The sequence below is a fragment of the Staphylococcus sp. SB1-57 genome (genome assembly GCF_017086425.1).
Taxonomy (GTDB): domain Bacteria; phylum Bacillota; class Bacilli; order Staphylococcales; family Staphylococcaceae; genus Staphylococcus; species Staphylococcus warneri_A.
Map to the genome: position 1 here is coordinate 1,734,601 of NZ_CP070964.1, position 17,623 is coordinate 1,752,223.

The following is a 17,623-nucleotide window of genomic DNA, read 5'->3' on the forward strand; positions in this document are numbered from 1 at the left end:
TTTAGACCTGTTAGCATTTGCTAGCAGGTCTTTTTTACGTCAAAATATAGTTATCTAATATTATTAAGGAGCAGATAGACATGACGATCCCATTAATTATAGATACCGATCCGGGCATTGATGATGCCGCAGCGATTAGCTTAGCACTCAATCATCCTCAATTAGATGTAAAAATGATTACAACTGTAAATGGTAATGTAAATATTGATAAAACTACTGGTAACGCTTTAAAATTAAAACAATTTTTCAATAGCAGTGTTCCTGTTTTTAAAGGCGCATCACGTCCATTAATTTCAAATCCTGTTGATGCAGCTGAAGTTCATGGGGAATCCGGTATGGATGGCTATGATTTTAAATCTCCTACAGATGAAACAATTTCACCTATGAACGCTATCGAAGCCATGAAAAATGTATTAAAGGAAAGCACTTCCCCCATTACTATTGTTGCTATTGGACCATTAACAAATATTGCGCTTCTACTTGCTACCTATCCAGAAATCAAATCAAAGATTAAGCAAATTGTAATTATGGGTGGTAGTAGCGGCAGAGGTAACGTTACACCTCTTGCAGAATTTAATATATATTGTGATCCTGAAGCAGCTAATATTGTTTTTAATTCTCAACTTCCATTGGTTATGGTTGGATTAGATTTAGCACGTCAAGCCATGTTTTCTCATGAATTTATAAAAAAAATAAAAACAATGAATCAGACCGGTGATATGTTATTTCAACTATTCCAACATTATCGAACTGAAAATGTTCATGAAGGTATCAAATTATATGATGTATTCACTATTTTATATTTAATCGATGCTGACCTATTTAATGTATTTGATGCTAACGTTCAAATAGAATTACAAGGTATACTTACTAAAGGGGCAACTGTTGTAGACTTTGATCCAATAGAACCCAACTGTCAGGTCGTTCATTCCCCTATTTCAAAGCATTACCAACAAGCTTTTTTACAAGCACTTGCTCACTGTAAATAAATTAATACAAAAACGCACATGTTGTCTGTCTCATAGACAACATGTGCGTTTATATTTTTATCATTCAACTTATTTCACTTGAATTCCAGGAACATTATATTGCTTTTTCTGATGAAGCATATCATAGAATACATGTTTCATTTTATTCTCATTAGTTTCATCAGCTGTTTCACCTTCTACAGTTAAGTTACTTGCTAATATCACGATATATTTGTCATTGTAATAAACTGTAAATTTCTGTCCGAAGAATACACCATTCACTCGGTTTATTGTCGGCATAACATAAAAACCGTATCGGTATTCCTTAGGATATTGTTTTGTATCAAATTCGTGAAGTAGTGGATCCGTCACATCCGCATCAAATATTTTATAGTGTTGTAAAGCAAGTATTAATTGTCCCATATCATGAGGTGCCATATATAAGTTACCAGCACCATAATACTGATCAAGAATTTTAGGATGCATTAAAGAGAATTTATTATGAATGATTTTATAACCCCTAGCCATATACTTTTGATATACTTTCTCATCAAAGAAAGCACTATGTTTTAATTTATATGGATTAGCCAACCTATTATAATAATTTTCAACATAAGGCTTATGCGTTACTTTTTCAATCACTTTTGCAAGCACTAAATAATTCCCATCATTATATTGATGCTTATGATAAAACTTATCATCAATACCTTTTTGTTGAATTGATTTAACAGCCTGGTCTAAGTTTTTAATATTTGTAGATGCTTCATATTTATGTAAACCACTCTCATGTAGCATCAAATCTTTTAATGTTATCTCCTTACTAGTTTTAAACCAAGGTAAGTATTTTGTCACAGGATCATTGATATTAACCTTATTTTCAACTTCAAGTTGTTTTAATATCAATCCAGTTGTAAATTTTTGAGAAGATCCGATTAAATACATCGTATTAGCTGAATTTTTTTCACCATTTTCAAAATTTTTAAATCCATACCCTTTATCTAATTTAACTTTCCCATTTTCGAATACTGTTGCAGTACCATTAAAATTAGTTGCTTTCAAATAATTATCAATATCTTTATAGACAGGATTTTTCTTATCCATCACATTTTTAAGTTTTTTAGGTGCCTTTTCATGTTTATCTTTTTTCAATATGTATGTTTCGTTATCATTTTTCTGAAATATGCGGCTATCCGTTTGTAAGTATTCGCTCCACTTTCTTCCAAATATAATCATTAATATACTAAGTATTACTAATACTATTATAAAAAATATAATTTTAGTCTTATTTAGTTTCATGTTATTATTTGCCTCACATGTTAATATCAATACTTTTCGTCAGTATAAAATCTTGATATTATGACAATCATTTTTTATATCCATAATACGCCTAGAAAAATATTTTAATTAATCTTTTATTATTTTTTCTTTCTCGAATACAGAAGTAACACAACACTACCTTATTTAATGTTCAATTTACTTACACCATCCTCCTTTAAACAAGTAAATCTACTTTAATATAAATACACACTTATCTAGTAAATGAAAATATGGTCGATTCACATGGTAAACCTTTTATACACTATGCATAATTATAACGTATATCCCTTTTTAAATCACTTTAAATTAAATAATACCTCTTTAAAAAAATATTTCCATTGTACTTTAGTACCATAAAGGTAAAATAAACATCAAAAATTAATTAAAGCCACAAATCAGTTTTCATAGTATTTATTTAATATACATGATTTGTCTGTTCTATTTTATTTATCTGTAAACAACTAATAACTATTGATTGAAAATAAAATCATAGCAAATTTATAAGGTATAAATATGCAACAATTTATGCATATGCAACATAATTTTTCTTGAAACTCTTAAAAGCATCACCTATATATAACATAATGATTCAAACATTGGTTATAAGTTAATCAATTTCAGTACTTTTCTATAATTTCACAATAAATATGATTCTCTATTCACATTTAATACGTGGAATCATTTATAATATGATATGTAAATTAAATTTTAAGAATGTAAATATTTTTGCATATGTATGTGTTGTAATTTTAACAATAAAGTAATACAATTTAAGGCTATAGTGTGGAAAATAATTAACACCGATACCAAGAAACAACATAACTTTTAATGAAACAAAAAAATAAGTTTATACTATTTAGGAGCAACAAATATGAATAAATTTTTTAAATTCTTTTTAATTCTACTAACCTTCGCTCTTATTGCAATCCCTGTTGTTTTTGCTAATAATCTTTTCAAATCATCGGAGAAAGCATTTGAATCTTCTCAAGATAAAAGTAATGCTGATCGACAATCTAACTTAAGAAGTTCAAAAATCGACCCTGAAAAAGATCCAATCTCTATCTTATTCTTAGGTATCGATGATAATGAAGGCCGTGAAAAAAATGGTCAGAGTTTAGAACATTCAAGATCAGATGCAATGATTCTGTCAACTTTTAATCAAGATAAACATCAAATCAGAATGTTAAGCATACCTCGTGATACGATTAGTTATATCCCTAAAGTAGGCTATTATGACAAAATAACTCATGCACACGCATATGGTGGTCCTATTGCTGCTATGGATTCAGTAGAGGCTACAATGAATGTACCAGTCGATTATTATGCACGTGTTAATATGAAGGCGTTCGTGCAAGCTGTTGATGAGCTCGGTGGTATATATTATGATGTACCTTATAATTTGAATGAACCAAATAGTGATGATACGGGAAGAATTAAAATAAAAAAAGGCTACCAAAAATTAAATGGTGATGAAGCTTTAGCTGTTGCTAGAACACGCCACCATGATTCGGATTTAAAACGTGGTCAACGTCAAATGGACTTAATTAAAATCTTATTCCAAAAAGCCCAAACGTTAGATTCATTTGATAAGTTAGACGAAGTCATTAGTATTGTCGGAAAAAATGCGAAACATAATTTAACTAAATCTGAAATTAAATCATTAGCTAAAATGTATTTATCTGATAGTGTAGAGATGAAGAAATCACAACTAGAAGGTAAAGACGATATGTTAGAAAATATTTATTATTACAATCCTAGCATTAAAAGTATTCAAAAATATTCAAATATCTTGCGCTCTGATTTAGGGTTATCTAAAATTACAGATAAAGATGACTTCTTAAATGAAAGAGTCATTGATCATTATGGTTCATTAGTTCCATTAACTAAATTAGATGATTCGTTATTAAGAAAAGCTCAAAATGATACAACAAATAAAAAGCATAAAAAAGATAACAGTAATGATGCGAATCAACAATCAGATAGTAGTAATGATCAATCCCAAAGCAACGATATGGATGCACAGCAATCAGATATGAATGCACAACAACCAAATGACACAGTTAATAATCAAAACAATCAACAACAGTCCCAACAGGGTCAAGAAATTGATACAACTGCTTATTAATCCAATTATATAATGATAGGAAAGGAGTTGCTAAGATGTCACGAAAAACATATGAAAAGATTGCCAACATCAATGGTATGTTTAATGTTTTAGAACAACAAATTATCCATAGTAAAGACATGGCTTTATTTAGAAATGAATTTTTCTATGTGAATCATGAACATAGAGAAAATTATGAAGCGCTACTTATTTATTATAAAGAAAGTAATCATAATCCTGTTGTAGATGGGGCTTGTTACATCGTAGCTCTTCCAGAGATTTTTAATAAGGTAGATATTTTCGACTCAGAACTGCCATTTTCTTGGGTATATGATGAAAATGGTATTACCGAAGAAATGAAAAGTATTAGCGTTCCTTTACAATATTTAATTGCCGCGGCACTTGAAGTAACGGATGTAACACTATTTAAACCGTCTGGGTTTACAATGGGAATGAACAATTGGAATATAGCTCAAATGAGAATATTTTGGCAATATACCGCAATTATTAGAAAAGAAGCTTTATAAAATCATAGATTACTTTAGGGAAGAAGACATCGAATTAATTGTCTCCTTCCCTATTTTATATCCAAAGGAGTTTGAATATGTTTAATAAAGTGACGAATGAACAAATGTTAGAAGATTGTTTTAAAATTAGAAAAGAAGTTTTTGTAAAAGAACAGCATGTTGCCGAAGATCATGAGATAGATGAATTTGAAGAAGTGGCAATACATATTATTGGTTATGTGGATGATTCTCAACCAATTGCAACTGCACGCATACGACTCTTAGATGAATATATAGGTAAAGTTGAACGCGTAGCAATTCTAAAAGAATATAGAGGCTTAGGGTTAGGTTTAAAACTATTAACTTTTGTTGAAACGATAGCTCGTGAACATCATCTTACCCGTTTGACAATGCATGCACAATATTATGCTACCCCTTTTTATGAAAAGTTAGGTTATATCACTTCTGGACGACCTTTTTATGAAGAAAATATTAAGCATATCGTTATGAATAAAAATATGATTACTTGATAACTTATCTTCACTATATCTTTTGTAATATTTCATTAAACTCAAATTAATAATTTCTATGAAATTACTTGCGTACCATCAATGTTTAAAGCCCTTACATCCCTACTATGGCAAATTTTTATAGGTTAAAATTCTATTACAAATCTGTTAAAAGACGTACACACTCCTTTTCTCATACTATAATTAATACAAATTCAAAAGATACAAGGAGTAATTATATAATGACGAAAAAATTCAATTACAAATTACCGTCAATGGTTGCAGTAACTTTATTGGGAACAGCATTTACGGCTCACCATGCAGATGCAGCAGAAACAGCACAAGATCAAACAAAAAATAAAAATGTACTGGATGACCAAGCAACACTAAAACAAGCTAACAATGCCAAACAAGAAGTGAGTAATCCTACACAAAATATTTCTGGTACTCAAACTTATCAAGATCCAACTAAAGTCAAACCAGTAAAAACTACTTCTACAGAAAATAATGATGCATCAATTAATCAACAGAAGACTGAAAATGCTTCTACTAATGAAAATACAAATGTAAAAGCTCAAACTACTGATGCGTCTAATCAAAATAATAATCAAATCAAAGAAAATTCAACTGTTGAGGAAACTCAGAAACAAGAAGAATCAAATCAAGCCCTTGATAACAATGAAAAACAACAATCTTCACAACAAAATTCAACTGAAGAAAGCAAACAAGAGGTTGCTCAACAAAATGCTAAACAAGAGACTCAAACAGCACAAGAAGAAACATCTGAGACTACAACTCAGAACCAAGCTCAACAACAAACTAATACAACTAATCAAAATGCTAAACAAACCGTTAAGGATAATGGTGGCTACAGATTAGATGATGATGAAGATGACGTAGACGATGAAGCTCATTCAGTTGAACCTTCACAAAAGACACAAGCAACTCAACAATCTAAAGAAAATGTTGCTACATCTTCTAATACTAAAACGCAGTCAGCAACACCTAAAGCTAACGAGTTAAAAGCTAATAACGTGGTAAATGAATCTGCTAAGGTTTCATCTACTCAGTCTAATGACAATGCTACTAAAGAAAATGCTAAACAAGTCACTACATTCAATTCAGTAGCTAAACCAAGAATGATGTATGCAACTGCTAATAGAGCAACTTCATCATTACCAAAGTATCAACCACAAGTGAAATCTTCTATTAATGATTATATTCGTAAAAAGAACTTTAAAGCACCACAAATCGAAGAAGATTATTCATCATACTTCCCTAAATATGGCTATAGAAATGGTGTAGGCCGTCCAGAAGGTATTGTGGTTCACGATACAGCAAATGAGAATTCTACAATTACTGGCGAAATCAACTACATGAAAAATAATTACAACTCAGCTTTCGTACATGCATTTGTAGATGGTAACCGAATTATTGAAACTGCACCTACTGACTATTTATCATGGGGTGCTGGTCCAAATGCGAATAACCGTTTTATCAACGTTGAAATCGTACATACACACGACTATGATTCATTTGCACGTTCAATGAACAATTACGCTGATTATGCAGCCACTCAATTACAGTACTATGGCTTAAAACCAAATAGTGCAGAAAACGACGGTAGTGGTACTGTATGGACTCACGCAGCAATTAGTAGATGGTTAGGTGGAACAGACCATGCTGATCCACACGGTTACTTACAACAACATAATTATAGTTATAACGAATTATATGATTTAATTAATGAAAAATATAAAATTAAAATGGGCCAAGTTGCACCTTGGGGTACAACAACTACTACAAAACCATCTACTGGTGGTACAACTACGAAGCCTTCTACAGGTGGTTCAACAACAAAACCATCAACAAATGATAAATTAACAGTTGCTGCTAATAGCGGTATGGCTCAAATTAAACCAACTAATAATGGTTTATATACAACTGTTTATGATAAAAAAGGTCATTCAACTAACCAAGCTCAAAAGGCATTATCTGTAACAAAAACAGCAACATTAGGTAATAATAAATTCTACCTTGTACAAGATTATAATACTGGTGAAAAATTTGGTTGGGTTAAACAAGGTGATGTTGTTTATAACACTGCTAAATCACCTGTTAAAGTAAATCAATCTTACAATGTCAAACCTGGTACTAAAGCTTATACAGTTCCTTGGGGTACTGATAAACAAGTTGCAGGTACTGTATCTGGTAAAGGTAACCAAACTTTTAAAGCTACAAAACAACAACAAATTGATAAAGCTATTTACTTATATGGTTCTGTTAATGGTGTAAATGGATGGATTAGTAAAAGTTTCTTAACAACACCATCAACATCTAATACAACTAAACCAACTACACCTTCTAAACCTGCAACTAACAGTCAATTAACGGTTGCTGCTAATAATGGTGTAGCACAGATTAAGACATCAAACAGTGGTGTTTATACAACTGTTTATGATAAAACAGGTAAATCAACTGACCAAGTTCAAAAAACATTAGCAGTTTCAAAAACAGCTACTTTAGGTAATGATAAATTCTACCTTGTACAAGATTATAATACTGGTAAAAAATACGGATGGGTTAAACAAAGTGATGTTACTTACAATACAGCTAAGTCCCCTATTTCTGTAAATAAATCTTATAATGTTAAACCTGGTACAAAAGCTTATACAGTGCCTTGGGGTACATTTAAACAAGAAGCTGGTACAGTATCTGGTAAAGGTAACCAAACTTTTAAAGCTACTAAGCAACAACAAATTGACAAAGCTACTTACTTATATGGCACTGTCAATGGTATCTCTGGTTGGATTAGCAAATATTATTTAACTGAGCCTACTGCTACAAGAACAGCACTTGCACAACCTAAAATGGCTATAAAGTCAAATGATACAACTAATAATGAAGCAGCTAAAGCTCAATCACCAACTAATGTGAATACAACACAAGCTACTAAACAAATTGGTCAAGTGAAAGCAAATAATACTGGTATCCGTAGTTCTGTATACGATAAAACTGCTAAGAGTGGTACTAAATATGCTGACCGTACCTTCACTATTTCTAAACAAAGAACCGAAGGCGATCAAACTTATGTATTATTGCAAAATACAGCTTCAAATACACCTTTAGGCTGGGTTAATATCAATGATGTTGACGTTCAGAACTTAGGTAATGAAGCAAAATTAACAGGTCAATATAAAGTTAATAATAATAACAATGGCCTTTATTCAATAGCTTGGGGTACTAAAAATCAACAATTATTACCTGCTAGCCAATTAGCAAATCAAACATTTAATGCTTCAAAAGCTGTATATGTTGGTAAAGAAAAATATTTATATGGTACTGTAAATAATCGTACTGGTTGGATTGCTGCTAAAGATTTAGAACAAGCAAACTCAAATAATCCAGCTACACCTTATAACTATACTTTCGTTATCAAAAATAACAATGGTCACTATTACGACGAACCAAGTGCTAAAAATGGCTATTCTTTAAAAACATATTTTGAGAAACCATTTGTAGTCATTAAACAAAAACAACAAAATGGTGTGACTTGGTATTATGGTAAACTTACTAATGGTAAATACGTATGGATTAAAGAAAGTGATCTAACAAAAGAATTAGTTAAATATTCAAATACAGGTCGTACATTAAATCAAATGGCGTCGATTCAAAATAACTTAAGTTATGGCCCACAGGTACAAAGAACACCTGGTGTATGGTCAAATGCGACATTTAGTGAAACTAAAAATGCCATGGATTCAAATAAACTTGCTAAAGATCCAGTTTCTAAATATCAATTTTTACGTTTAGATCAACCACAATATTTATCTGAAGCTACTTTAAATAAATTACTTAAAGGTAAGGGCGTTCTTGAAAATCAAGGTGCTGCATTTAGTCAAGCTGCTAAGCAATATGGACTAAATGAAATTTATTTAATTTCACATGCCTTATTAGAAACAGGAAATGGCCAATCTCAATTAGCTAAAGGTGCTAATATAACAAATGGTGCAGTTAATACACGTTCTGCAACTAAATATCACAATGTATTCGGTATCGCTGCCTACGACTATAATGCTTTAGGTGAAGGTGTGAAATTTGCTAAAGCATCTGGTTGGGATTCTGTTTCAAAAGCTATTATTGGTGGCGCTAAATTTATTGGCAATTCTTATGTGAAAGCAGGACAAAATACGTTATATAAAATGCGTTGGAATCCAGAAAATCCTGGTACACACCAATATGCAACAGATATTAATTGGGCAGATTCAAATGCACAAGTATTAAAAGGTTTATATGATCAAATTGGTGAAGTTGGTAAATTCTTCGATATTCCAAAATTCAAAGCTTAATTTAATACAAAATAACGGGTTAAATCCCTGATAAAAAGCCAGTAGATGAATTCATCTACTGGCTTATATATATTTAAATATTAAAAGAGATCACCCTAACCATTGTAAGATGATCTCTATTACAACAACATTGACTCCACGGTTATGATTAAATATAACTATGACGACTATTCAACTTATTTAATAGCTGGTTTAAATTCTCAATCTCACTTTCTGATAAACATTGGCAACGGGCTTCTATTAACTCACAACGCGCTGTATTGATCTGTTTAATAAGTGCACGTGCTTCATCAGTGAGTACAAGTTCTTTACATCTTAAATCTTCATGTGATTGATGACTTGTAATATAACCTTTCAATACAAGTTTCTTAATCCATCTTGAAACAATAGATTGTTCTCTACTCACTTTCATCGTTAAATCATATTGAGATAAACGATCATAATTGTACAATATACGTAGTAATTCTAATTGTTCTGATGTAATGTCTGTTCTTTGTCCAAAGCGTCGGTTAACTATATTTAAATCGTTGTTAGTAAGTGTGATAAGTTTTTCAAGTTGTTTATACATGCTGTTCTACTCCACTTTATTTAGTTGATAATATTATATGCTTTTTTTATAAGATATACAATAGAATTTTATACTACGGACAAAATCGTTGCATAATTGCCATAAAATATAATAAATTAAGTACAGTCAAACATGAAAAAAGGAGACATTTATATGCCTTCCATCAAGGAAAGGGATTATTTCTTTGATAATGCCCGAGCAATACTCATATTTTTAGTGGTGCTAGGACACCTATTGCAACCTTACACTTCTGAAGATAAATACTTATCTGCATTATATCTTGTTATTTATAGTTTCCATATGCCGACATTTTTATTTATTTCAGGATATTTTGCGAAAAATTTGGATAAACCCTATTATCTAGAACATATTGCTAAAAAATTATTATTACCTTACTTTATATTTTTCGCATTTTACTCAGTTTATTATTTCTTAACTGGTAAAAGTGATAGTCTACAATTGGACCCTTTCAATCCAGTCTTTGCATTGTGGTTCTTACTAACATTATTTTTCTTTCACGTTGTACTAGTGATCGTTAGAAGATATAATCCTATGATTGTGTTAGGAACATCTTTACTTGTTTCAATCTTTGCTGGATTCTCTGCTAATATTGATGAATATATGAGTATTTCTCGTACGATTGTATTTTTCCCTATTTTTTATTTAGGTCATTTATTTACTAAACAACAAAGTATGATAATTAGAAGTAAAAAATGGGTACCTATTTCTATTGTTGTATTTGTCCTTTATTTTATTGGGTATCTTATACATCCTATAAATGCAGATTGGTTGTTAGGCAGTTCACCCTATACGTCACTTGAACATAATGCTGAAGATGTATATAGTCCTCTTAAACGTTTATTACTCTATGCTGTAATACTAACTTCGATGTTTGCATTTTTAAATTTAACATCACAAAAGTTACGCTTTTACACTTATATAGGTAGTCGAACAATGTATGTGTATTTATTACATGGTTTAATTATCGGTATTATTCGTGGATTCGGACTATACCCATTCAAGTCTCCCGTTTCCATAATGACGTATTTGTTTTTAATAATAACATCAGGTGTTATTGTATATCTATTATCCAATCGCTTAATATGTAAATGGACTAATCCAATTATTAACTTGAAGCCCCCTTCTAAATTCAAAAGGTAAAAATCACTATAAAATTTTTGTTTTCATACCAAAATGTATTACTAAAAAATATGTTATGATAGTAATAATTTGAAAGAATTATATGACTATTCAAACAATTACAGTACTATATTTTGGTATTTTTTAGAGGAGTTAAGATAAATGAAATTACAATTGAACGAGCAATCTAAATTTTTAAGAGCGCCTAGTATTCGTCAATTTTCTAATCGTATGCAACACATTGATGATTGTATTAATCTAACCATTGGGCAACCTGATTTTTCTATGCCTGATGTTGTTAAAAAAGCTTATATCAAAGCTATCGAAGACAATAAAACTACATATTCTCATAATAAAGGTTTACCTGAAACCAGAGAGGCAATCAGACAGTACTTTAACAATAAATATGGCTTTAACTATAACGTAGATGAAATCATCGTTACCAACGGGGCTAGTGAAGCATTAGATACCGCATTAAGAAGTATCATCAATCCAGGTGATGAAATATTAATTCCTGGACCAACTTATGCTGGTTACATTCCTTTAATACAAACTTTAGGGGGTAAACCTGTATTTATTGATACATCTGCTTCTGCGTTTAAAATCACACCCGAGTTAATCAAGCAACATATTTCTGATCAAACTAAAGCGATTTTGCTTAATTATCCAACTAATCCTACAGGTGTCACCCTATCCAAGTCTGAAGTTGAAGTTATTGCAAAAACTTTATCTGATTATGAGATATTTATTATTAGTGATGAAATTTATGCTGAAAATACCTTTAATGGTCAACATACTTCATTTGCTGAATTTGACATTATTAGAGATCAATTACTACTTATAGGTGGCTTAAGTAAATCACACTCTGCTACGGGCATTCGTATAGGTTTCCTAATGGGACCAGAATATTTAATTGAAAAGTTAACATTCATGCATGCTTATAACTGTATTTGTGCTAATGTTCCTGCCCAACACGCGTGTATCGCTGCATTAACTGAAGGCTTAGAAGCACCACAACATATGAACAAAGCATATATAGAACGTCGAGATTACTTAATCACTACATTAAAATCATTAGGATTTGAATTGAATGCTAAACCCGAAGGTGCCTTTTACATTTTCCCAAGTATTAAAAATTACACAGAAGATGATTTTAACTTTTGTGTCGATGTTTTAGAAAAAGCGCACGTCGCTATGGTACCTGGTTCATCTTTCACAGATATCGGTAAAGGCCATGTTCGTATTTCTTACGCTTACGATATGGCTTTACTTAAAGAGGGCATGCAACGTTTAGAAACGTATTTAAAAACGTATTACCCTAATCAATTTGCTTAATAAATAAAAAACCACTTGTAGTTATATAGCGATGCATCCATCATCGATTTATAACAAACAAGTGGTTTTATTATGAGATTCTATGGGAATTTAGGGAATTGGTCAAAGTCTGGGTCACGTTTTTCTTTAAATGCGTCACGACCTTCTTTAGCTTCATCAGTTGTATAATAAAGTAAAGTCGCATCGCCTGCCATTTGTTGTAAACCAGCTAAACCATCTGTATCTGCATTCATTGCAGCTTTTAAGAAACGTAAAGCAGTTGGTGAATGTTTCATAATATCTTGACACCAAGCAACTGTTTCATCTTCTACTTTGTCTAATGGTACCACTGTATTAACTAAGCCCATGTCTAATGCTTCTTGTGCATTATATTGGCGACATAAGTACCATATTTCTCTTGCTTTTTTGTGTCCAACGATTCTAGCTAAATAGCCTGAACCATAACCAGCATCAAATGAACCTACTTTTGGACCTGTTTGACCAAAAATCGCATTGTCTGCTGCAATAGTTAAATCACATACAACATTTAATACGTTACCGCCACCGATAGCATAACCACGAACCATTGCTATAACTGGTTTAGGAATAACACGAATTAAACGTTGTAAATCTAAAACATTTAAACGAGGGATTTCGTCTTCGCCAACGTAACCACCATGTCCACGTTTCTTCTGATCTCCACCTGAACAGAATGCTTTATCTCCTTCTCCAGTTAAGATAATCACTGAAACATTTTGATCATCACGTGCACGTGAAAATGCATCAATCATTTCAGCCACTGTCTTAGGTGTGAATGCATTACGTACTTCAGGACGATTAATAGTTACCTTTGCAATACCTTCGAAAAATTCATATTTAATTTCATCATATTCTCTAAGTGTTTCCCACTGTCTAGTCATTTTGCTCCTCCTTTAAAAAACCTAATATCATTGTATCAAATTCCGTGCTATCTTCCACATGAATTGTATGCCCAACATTAGAAACTATTGTTTTTCTGCTATTAACAATTGAGTCTTTCAATTTTTGTGCAATTTTTACAAACTTCGCGTCTAGCTCTCCTGCCATAATATATGTTGAAATATCGATTTGTGATAGTAATGACCATAGATTAGGCATCTGTCCTGTACCATAATCTCGTAATGCTTTTGCTAAACGATGAGGATCTTGACTCATTCTATTATTCCGAATTTGCTTTTTAACTGATTTTTCTAAGTTATATTGTGATTGGAACAATGGTAATCTTTCCCAATCATTGACAAATATTTCTAAACCAGCTATTTCTAATACTTTCGCTCTTGCAGCATCTACTTGTTGTCTCTCAATTCGATCTTCTTCACTTTGAATACCCGGTGATGTGCTTTCTAATATTAAGCCTGCAAGTTCTATCGAACCATGCAACGCATAATATAAAGCTACTCTACCTCCCATTGAATAACCAAATAAACATAACTGATATTGTTGATATTCAGATAAAACTTGATTTAATGCTTGATTGATATAATCAAAGCTCCATTCTATATCCATAGAAGTTTCATCTTTTCCGTGACCTGGTAAATCAATGACTAATACGTTAGTTTGTTCTGTTAGCTTATCAATATGATTATCGAAGGTTCTGCCATCGCTAATAAATCCGTGTAACATAACTAACAATTGCTTGGAAGATGATTTTGATTGATAAAAATTATGATATAACATTAATCATTTCACTCAATTTCTTATATAAAATTTGATGTTGTTGTAAATTATCTTCTCTATCGGTGATGACTTCATAAACATTCGAACCTAATTTAGATAACGATTCAAATTTAAAATCAGTTAAATGATCAAATCGCTTAAAATTAAAATCATATAACAATGCCGCATGTTCAAAATCTAAGCCAGTTGGTGTTCCGAATAATCTCTCGAAATATTCTGCTGCTGATGCTTTTTGCGGTAAATATGAAAAGATACCACCACCATCGTTATTTAATAAAACTATGTTTAAATGTATGTCATTAATTTTAGACATAAGTAAGCCGTTCATATCATGATAAAAGGCTAAATCACCAATGAGTAACGTAACATTTTTATGTACTGCCATACCTAATGCCGTAGAAACAACACCATCAATACCATTCGCGCCACGATTAGCATAAATTTCCGCTTCATTATCAAATAGTAAATTATCGATATCTCTAATAGGCATACTATTACTTACAAACAAAGCATCTTCATTAGTTAATTTAGAAAGCAATGTGCCGACATAGGCCGCTTCATCAGTGGCATGTTGTAGAAAATCATTGATTTCAATTCGAGCTTGTTTTTCTAATGATTGCCATTGTTGTAACCATGCTTTTCTGTCTATTGTTCTTTCTTCCATTAGTGATCTGAAAAAGTCATTAGCCGATATTTCGTATGACACATCTGGCGGTACAGGGAAAACATCAATTTTATCATTATTTTGTACTAAAATTTGAAATGCTGTAGTCGTTTTTAGCCATTGATTTAACTTTTTAGAAATAACCGGTTTACCAACTCTGATTACGAAATCAACATCCCAATCCATACCTGCTCGATATAATAAATCATAGGTTGTGATGACATTAGGATGATTATGTCGTCTTAACTGGCTTAATGGGTCTGCCAACACAGGTATATCGAAAACCGTTGAATAAGTTAGAATTTGATCTACTTCTTGATGTTGCATATCTCCAACAATGATTAGACCTTTAGGCTTTTCAATTTTATCCTTAATAGGATCAACATGTACCATTTTTTGATAATGAGGTAATGTTTTTGTTTCTGATTTCAATAGATCTTTTCTATCTAAATTAGGTGTTAATGGTTCTCTAAATGGCATATTAAAATGTATCGGCCCTTTATGTGGTCCATAAAGATACTGACTTGCGATTTGCATTTGATAATGTATCGTATCTAGCATATTGGTTGTGCCATCAGCAATTGGCATATCAAATTGGAAATTGACATAATTACTGAACATATTTACTTGATTAATTGCTTGTGGTGCACCTACACTTCTTAGTTCGTGCGGTCGATCACTCGTTAATACAATGAGTGGTATTCGACTAATTTGACTTTCTGCAATTGCTGGAGTGTAATTAGCCGCTGCTGTACCAGATGTACATAAAATAGCGACGGGTCTTTGACTACCTTTGATTAAACCTAATGCAAAAAATGCTGCACTACGTTCATCCGGATGAATCCACGTTTTAATATTTGGGTGTGCTTCTAACGCAATAGCTAATGGCGTCGAACGTGACCCCGGGCTAATAACAACTTCTCTCACACCATAAGCATATAGTTCTGATGCAAATGTAAAGACTTGTGTCGTTAAAGCTTCATTTTTATTACTCATGTTTATCTACTCCTAAAGCATTCATCATTGGTGAAAATTTCACTGCTGTTTCAGCAATCTCACTATCTGGATCAGAATCTTTAACTATGCCACATCCAGCAAATAGTGTTGCTTGATCACCTTTTATCAACATAGATCGAATTGCTACGATAAACTCACAATCATCATAGACATCTATATATCCTACCGGTGAACCGTATAAACCACGTGTGCCAAATTCTTTTTGTTCTATAAATTCTAGTGCTTCATCTTTAGGATAACCACCTAACGCTGGTGTAGGATGCATTCGATCAATTAACCCAATATAAGACTGTTCTTTTAAATTACCTTCTATTTTTGTAAATAGATGATACAAATGGTCATTTTTTAAAATGTTTGGTGTTTCATTGTAGTATACATCTTCAACATAGGGTTGAATGTCATTCAATATACTCTCAACTACAATTTGATGTTCATTTAAATTCTTTTTATCGTTTAGAAAAGCTTGTATGTTTGCTTCATCTTCTTGTTCATTTTGAGAACGTTTAATCGTACCTGCTACTGCTTTGGTTGAAAGCACTTGATTTTCAACCTTTAATAATTGTTCAGGTGTTTGTGAGAAGAACACAGATTCATTAGATTCAAGTAAGAAGATATAACTGTTTTTTTCATTCTTTAATGCTCTAGTTAAAATATATGGAATGCTAATCTTTTTATCAAATTTTATTAATCTTCTACGTGCAAGTACAATTTTCTTAGAATAGTCAATATGATCAATCGCTTCTTGTACTAAATCTCGCCATTCATCTAAATAGATATCCTCCATACGTGTAACATTTCCCAGGTGATCATCTTCTGTATCAACATTGGCTTGTTCCAAATCATTTACTAATGACTTGAATGTCTCCATATCAAATGTACTTTTTTCAGTTGTATAAGTTACAAATGTTCGTTCGTTTTCTGTAGAAATCAATACCTCAGGTAACACAAAATGATTTAAACCATATGCTCGCCATTCATCATCAGACTTATGTTTTGAAAATTGGAACCCACCACACAAACGTAAATGATGTTTCTCATAATCTGGATGAATTAATTCTATATCTTTTTTTAACGTTTCCCATTCTTTAAAGATAGACTGTTTATTTTCGAAATCATTTTCAAATTTTCGAATCGCATGATAACCGAAATATGAAGACTGATTGTCATTTAATCGCAAATAAAAACGATCACCTGCTTGCGATTCAGTTATATGAAATAACTTACTTGGATCTAACTGTTTTTCTATCTCTACTTCAACGGAGACCCAATCCTTAGAACTTCCATATAGCTTGTCGACAATCTCATCTTCTCTTACGTTAACAGTCATTCATCTCACTTCTTTCTTCTATATTTACTCATTAGTATATTGTATCATTTTTCAATACCAATTTTGGTGTGAATTGCTTAATAATCACATGCAATTTTTCACGTGAATTGACCTTTATTCATAA

At 31.7% G+C, this 17,623-nt stretch carries 13 protein-coding genes; 7 read left to right on the top strand and 6 right to left on the bottom strand.

Annotated features, from left to right (window positions below; all coding sequences use genetic code 11):
• Window positions 1–80 precede the first annotated feature (80 nt).
• Window positions 81–989, top strand: a complete 909-nt coding sequence (gene rihC, locus JX000_RS08605; RefSeq protein WP_075778631.1) for a ribonucleoside hydrolase RihC — start codon at window positions 81–83, stop codon at window positions 987–989.
• Window positions 990–1,058: 69 nt separating this feature from the next.
• Here the strand turns inward: rihC and JX000_RS08610 are convergent, their stop codons facing one another.
• Window positions 1,059–2,264, bottom strand: coding sequence for a serine hydrolase domain-containing protein (locus tag JX000_RS08610; protein WP_206140632.1), 1,206 nt, complete (start codon window positions 2,262–2,264; stop codon window positions 1,059–1,061).
• An 892-nt stretch (window positions 2,265–3,156) separates the two neighbouring features.
• Here JX000_RS08610 and JX000_RS08615 point away from each other — a divergent pair.
• The 4 genes from JX000_RS08615 to JX000_RS08630 all read left to right on the top strand — a co-directional run bounded on the left by JX000_RS08615 (window position 3,157) and on the right by JX000_RS08630 (window position 9,753).
• Window positions 3,157–4,410, top strand: a complete 1,254-nt coding sequence (locus tag JX000_RS08615) for an LCP family protein (RefSeq protein WP_049423529.1) — start codon at window positions 3,157–3,159, stop codon at window positions 4,408–4,410.
• Between the two features lie 35 nt (window positions 4,411–4,445).
• Entirely contained in the window at window positions 4,446–4,916 is a 471-nt protein-coding gene (locus tag JX000_RS08620; protein WP_206140633.1) for a DUF2538 family protein, read from the top strand.
• Window positions 4,917–4,993: 77 nt separating this feature from the next.
• Window positions 4,994–5,425, top strand: coding sequence for a GNAT family N-acetyltransferase (locus tag JX000_RS08625; protein ID WP_075778629.1), 432 nt, complete (start codon window positions 4,994–4,996; stop codon window positions 5,423–5,425).
• A gap of 221 nt (window positions 5,426–5,646) precedes the next feature.
• The gene (locus JX000_RS08630) at window positions 5,647–9,753 is read left to right on the top strand and encodes a GW dipeptide domain-containing protein (protein WP_075778628.1); all 4,107 of its coding nucleotides are present in this window, start codon (window positions 5,647–5,649) and stop codon (window positions 9,751–9,753) included.
• A 148-nt stretch (window positions 9,754–9,901) separates the two neighbouring features.
• On the opposite strand, the gene JX000_RS08635 is transcribed toward JX000_RS08630, so the two are convergent.
• Complete coding sequence (locus JX000_RS08635) at window positions 9,902–10,321, bottom strand: MarR family transcriptional regulator (protein ID WP_002450733.1); 420 nt, start codon at window positions 10,319–10,321, stop codon at window positions 9,902–9,904.
• Between the two features lie 153 nt (window positions 10,322–10,474).
• Between JX000_RS08635 and JX000_RS08640 the strand changes: the two genes are divergently transcribed.
• A complete protein-coding gene (locus tag JX000_RS08640) occupies window positions 10,475–11,482 on the top strand; it encodes an acyltransferase family protein (protein WP_194086347.1) in 1,008 nt (335 codons plus the stop codon).
• Window positions 11,483–11,623: 141 nt separating this feature from the next.
• The gene (locus JX000_RS08645) at window positions 11,624–12,796 is read left to right on the top strand and encodes an aminotransferase class I/II-fold pyridoxal phosphate-dependent enzyme (protein WP_075778626.1); all 1,173 of its coding nucleotides are present in this window, start codon (window positions 11,624–11,626) and stop codon (window positions 12,794–12,796) included.
• 80 nt (window positions 12,797–12,876) lie between these two features.
• Here the strand turns inward: JX000_RS08645 and menB are convergent, their stop codons facing one another.
• From menB to JX000_RS08665, 4 genes are read right to left on the bottom strand one after another with little or no spacing between them, the layout of a single operon-like run.
• Window positions 12,877–13,695 carry a 1,4-dihydroxy-2-naphthoyl-CoA synthase gene (gene menB / locus JX000_RS08650; protein ID WP_002450736.1) on the bottom strand — a complete coding sequence of 273 codons (819 nt, stop codon included), beginning with the start codon at window positions 13,693–13,695 and terminating at the stop codon, window positions 12,877–12,879.
• Entirely contained in the window at window positions 13,688–14,491 is an 804-nt protein-coding gene (menH, locus tag JX000_RS08655) for a 2-succinyl-6-hydroxy-2,4-cyclohexadiene-1-carboxylate synthase (protein ID WP_075778625.1), read from the bottom strand. Before menH ends, menB begins: the two co-directional genes overlap by 8 nt.
• On the bottom strand, window positions 14,478–16,151 hold the full coding sequence (gene menD / locus JX000_RS08660; RefSeq protein ID WP_049423518.1) for a 2-succinyl-5-enolpyruvyl-6-hydroxy-3-cyclohexene-1-carboxylic-acid synthase: 1,674 nt from the start codon (window positions 16,149–16,151) through the stop codon (window positions 14,478–14,480). The genes menH and menD overlap by 14 nt, the downstream gene beginning before the upstream one ends.
• On the bottom strand, window positions 16,144–17,499 hold the full coding sequence (locus tag JX000_RS08665) for an isochorismate synthase (protein ID WP_075778624.1): 1,356 nt from the start codon (window positions 17,497–17,499) through the stop codon (window positions 16,144–16,146). Before JX000_RS08665 ends, menD begins: the two co-directional genes overlap by 8 nt.
• Window positions 17,500–17,623 lie beyond the last annotated feature (124 nt).

Excerpts from the sequence above, each read along its gene's own strand:
- rihC (WP_075778631.1), top strand. The coding sequence starts at position 81 with ATGACGATCCCATTAATTATAGATACCGATCCGGGCATTGATGATGCC.
- JX000_RS08610 (WP_206140632.1), bottom strand. The coding sequence starts at position 2,264 with ATGAAACTAAATAAGACTAAAATTATATTTTTTATAATAGTATTAGTA.
- JX000_RS08615 (WP_049423529.1), top strand. The coding sequence starts at position 3,157 with ATGAATAAATTTTTTAAATTCTTTTTAATTCTACTAACCTTCGCTCTT.
- JX000_RS08620 (WP_206140633.1), top strand. The coding sequence starts at position 4,446 with ATGTCACGAAAAACATATGAAAAGATTGCCAACATCAATGGTATGTTT.
- JX000_RS08625 (WP_075778629.1), top strand. The coding sequence starts at position 4,994 with ATGTTTAATAAAGTGACGAATGAACAAATGTTAGAAGATTGTTTTAAA.
- JX000_RS08630 (WP_075778628.1), top strand. The coding sequence starts at position 5,647 with ATGACGAAAAAATTCAATTACAAATTACCGTCAATGGTTGCAGTAACT.
- JX000_RS08635 (WP_002450733.1), bottom strand. The coding sequence starts at position 10,321 with ATGTATAAACAACTTGAAAAACTTATCACACTTACTAACAACGATTTA.
- JX000_RS08640 (WP_194086347.1), top strand. The coding sequence starts at position 10,475 with ATGCCTTCCATCAAGGAAAGGGATTATTTCTTTGATAATGCCCGAGCA.
- JX000_RS08645 (WP_075778626.1), top strand. The coding sequence starts at position 11,624 with ATGAAATTACAATTGAACGAGCAATCTAAATTTTTAAGAGCGCCTAGT.
- menB (WP_002450736.1), bottom strand. The coding sequence starts at position 13,695 with ATGACTAGACAGTGGGAAACACTTAGAGAATATGATGAAATTAAATAT.
- menH (WP_075778625.1), bottom strand. The coding sequence starts at position 14,491 with ATGTTATATCATAATTTTTATCAATCAAAATCATCTTCCAAGCAATTG.
- menD (WP_049423518.1), bottom strand. The coding sequence starts at position 16,151 with ATGAGTAATAAAAATGAAGCTTTAACGACACAAGTCTTTACATTTGCA.
- JX000_RS08665 (WP_075778624.1), bottom strand. The coding sequence starts at position 17,499 with ATGACTGTTAACGTAAGAGAAGATGAGATTGTCGACAAGCTATATGGA.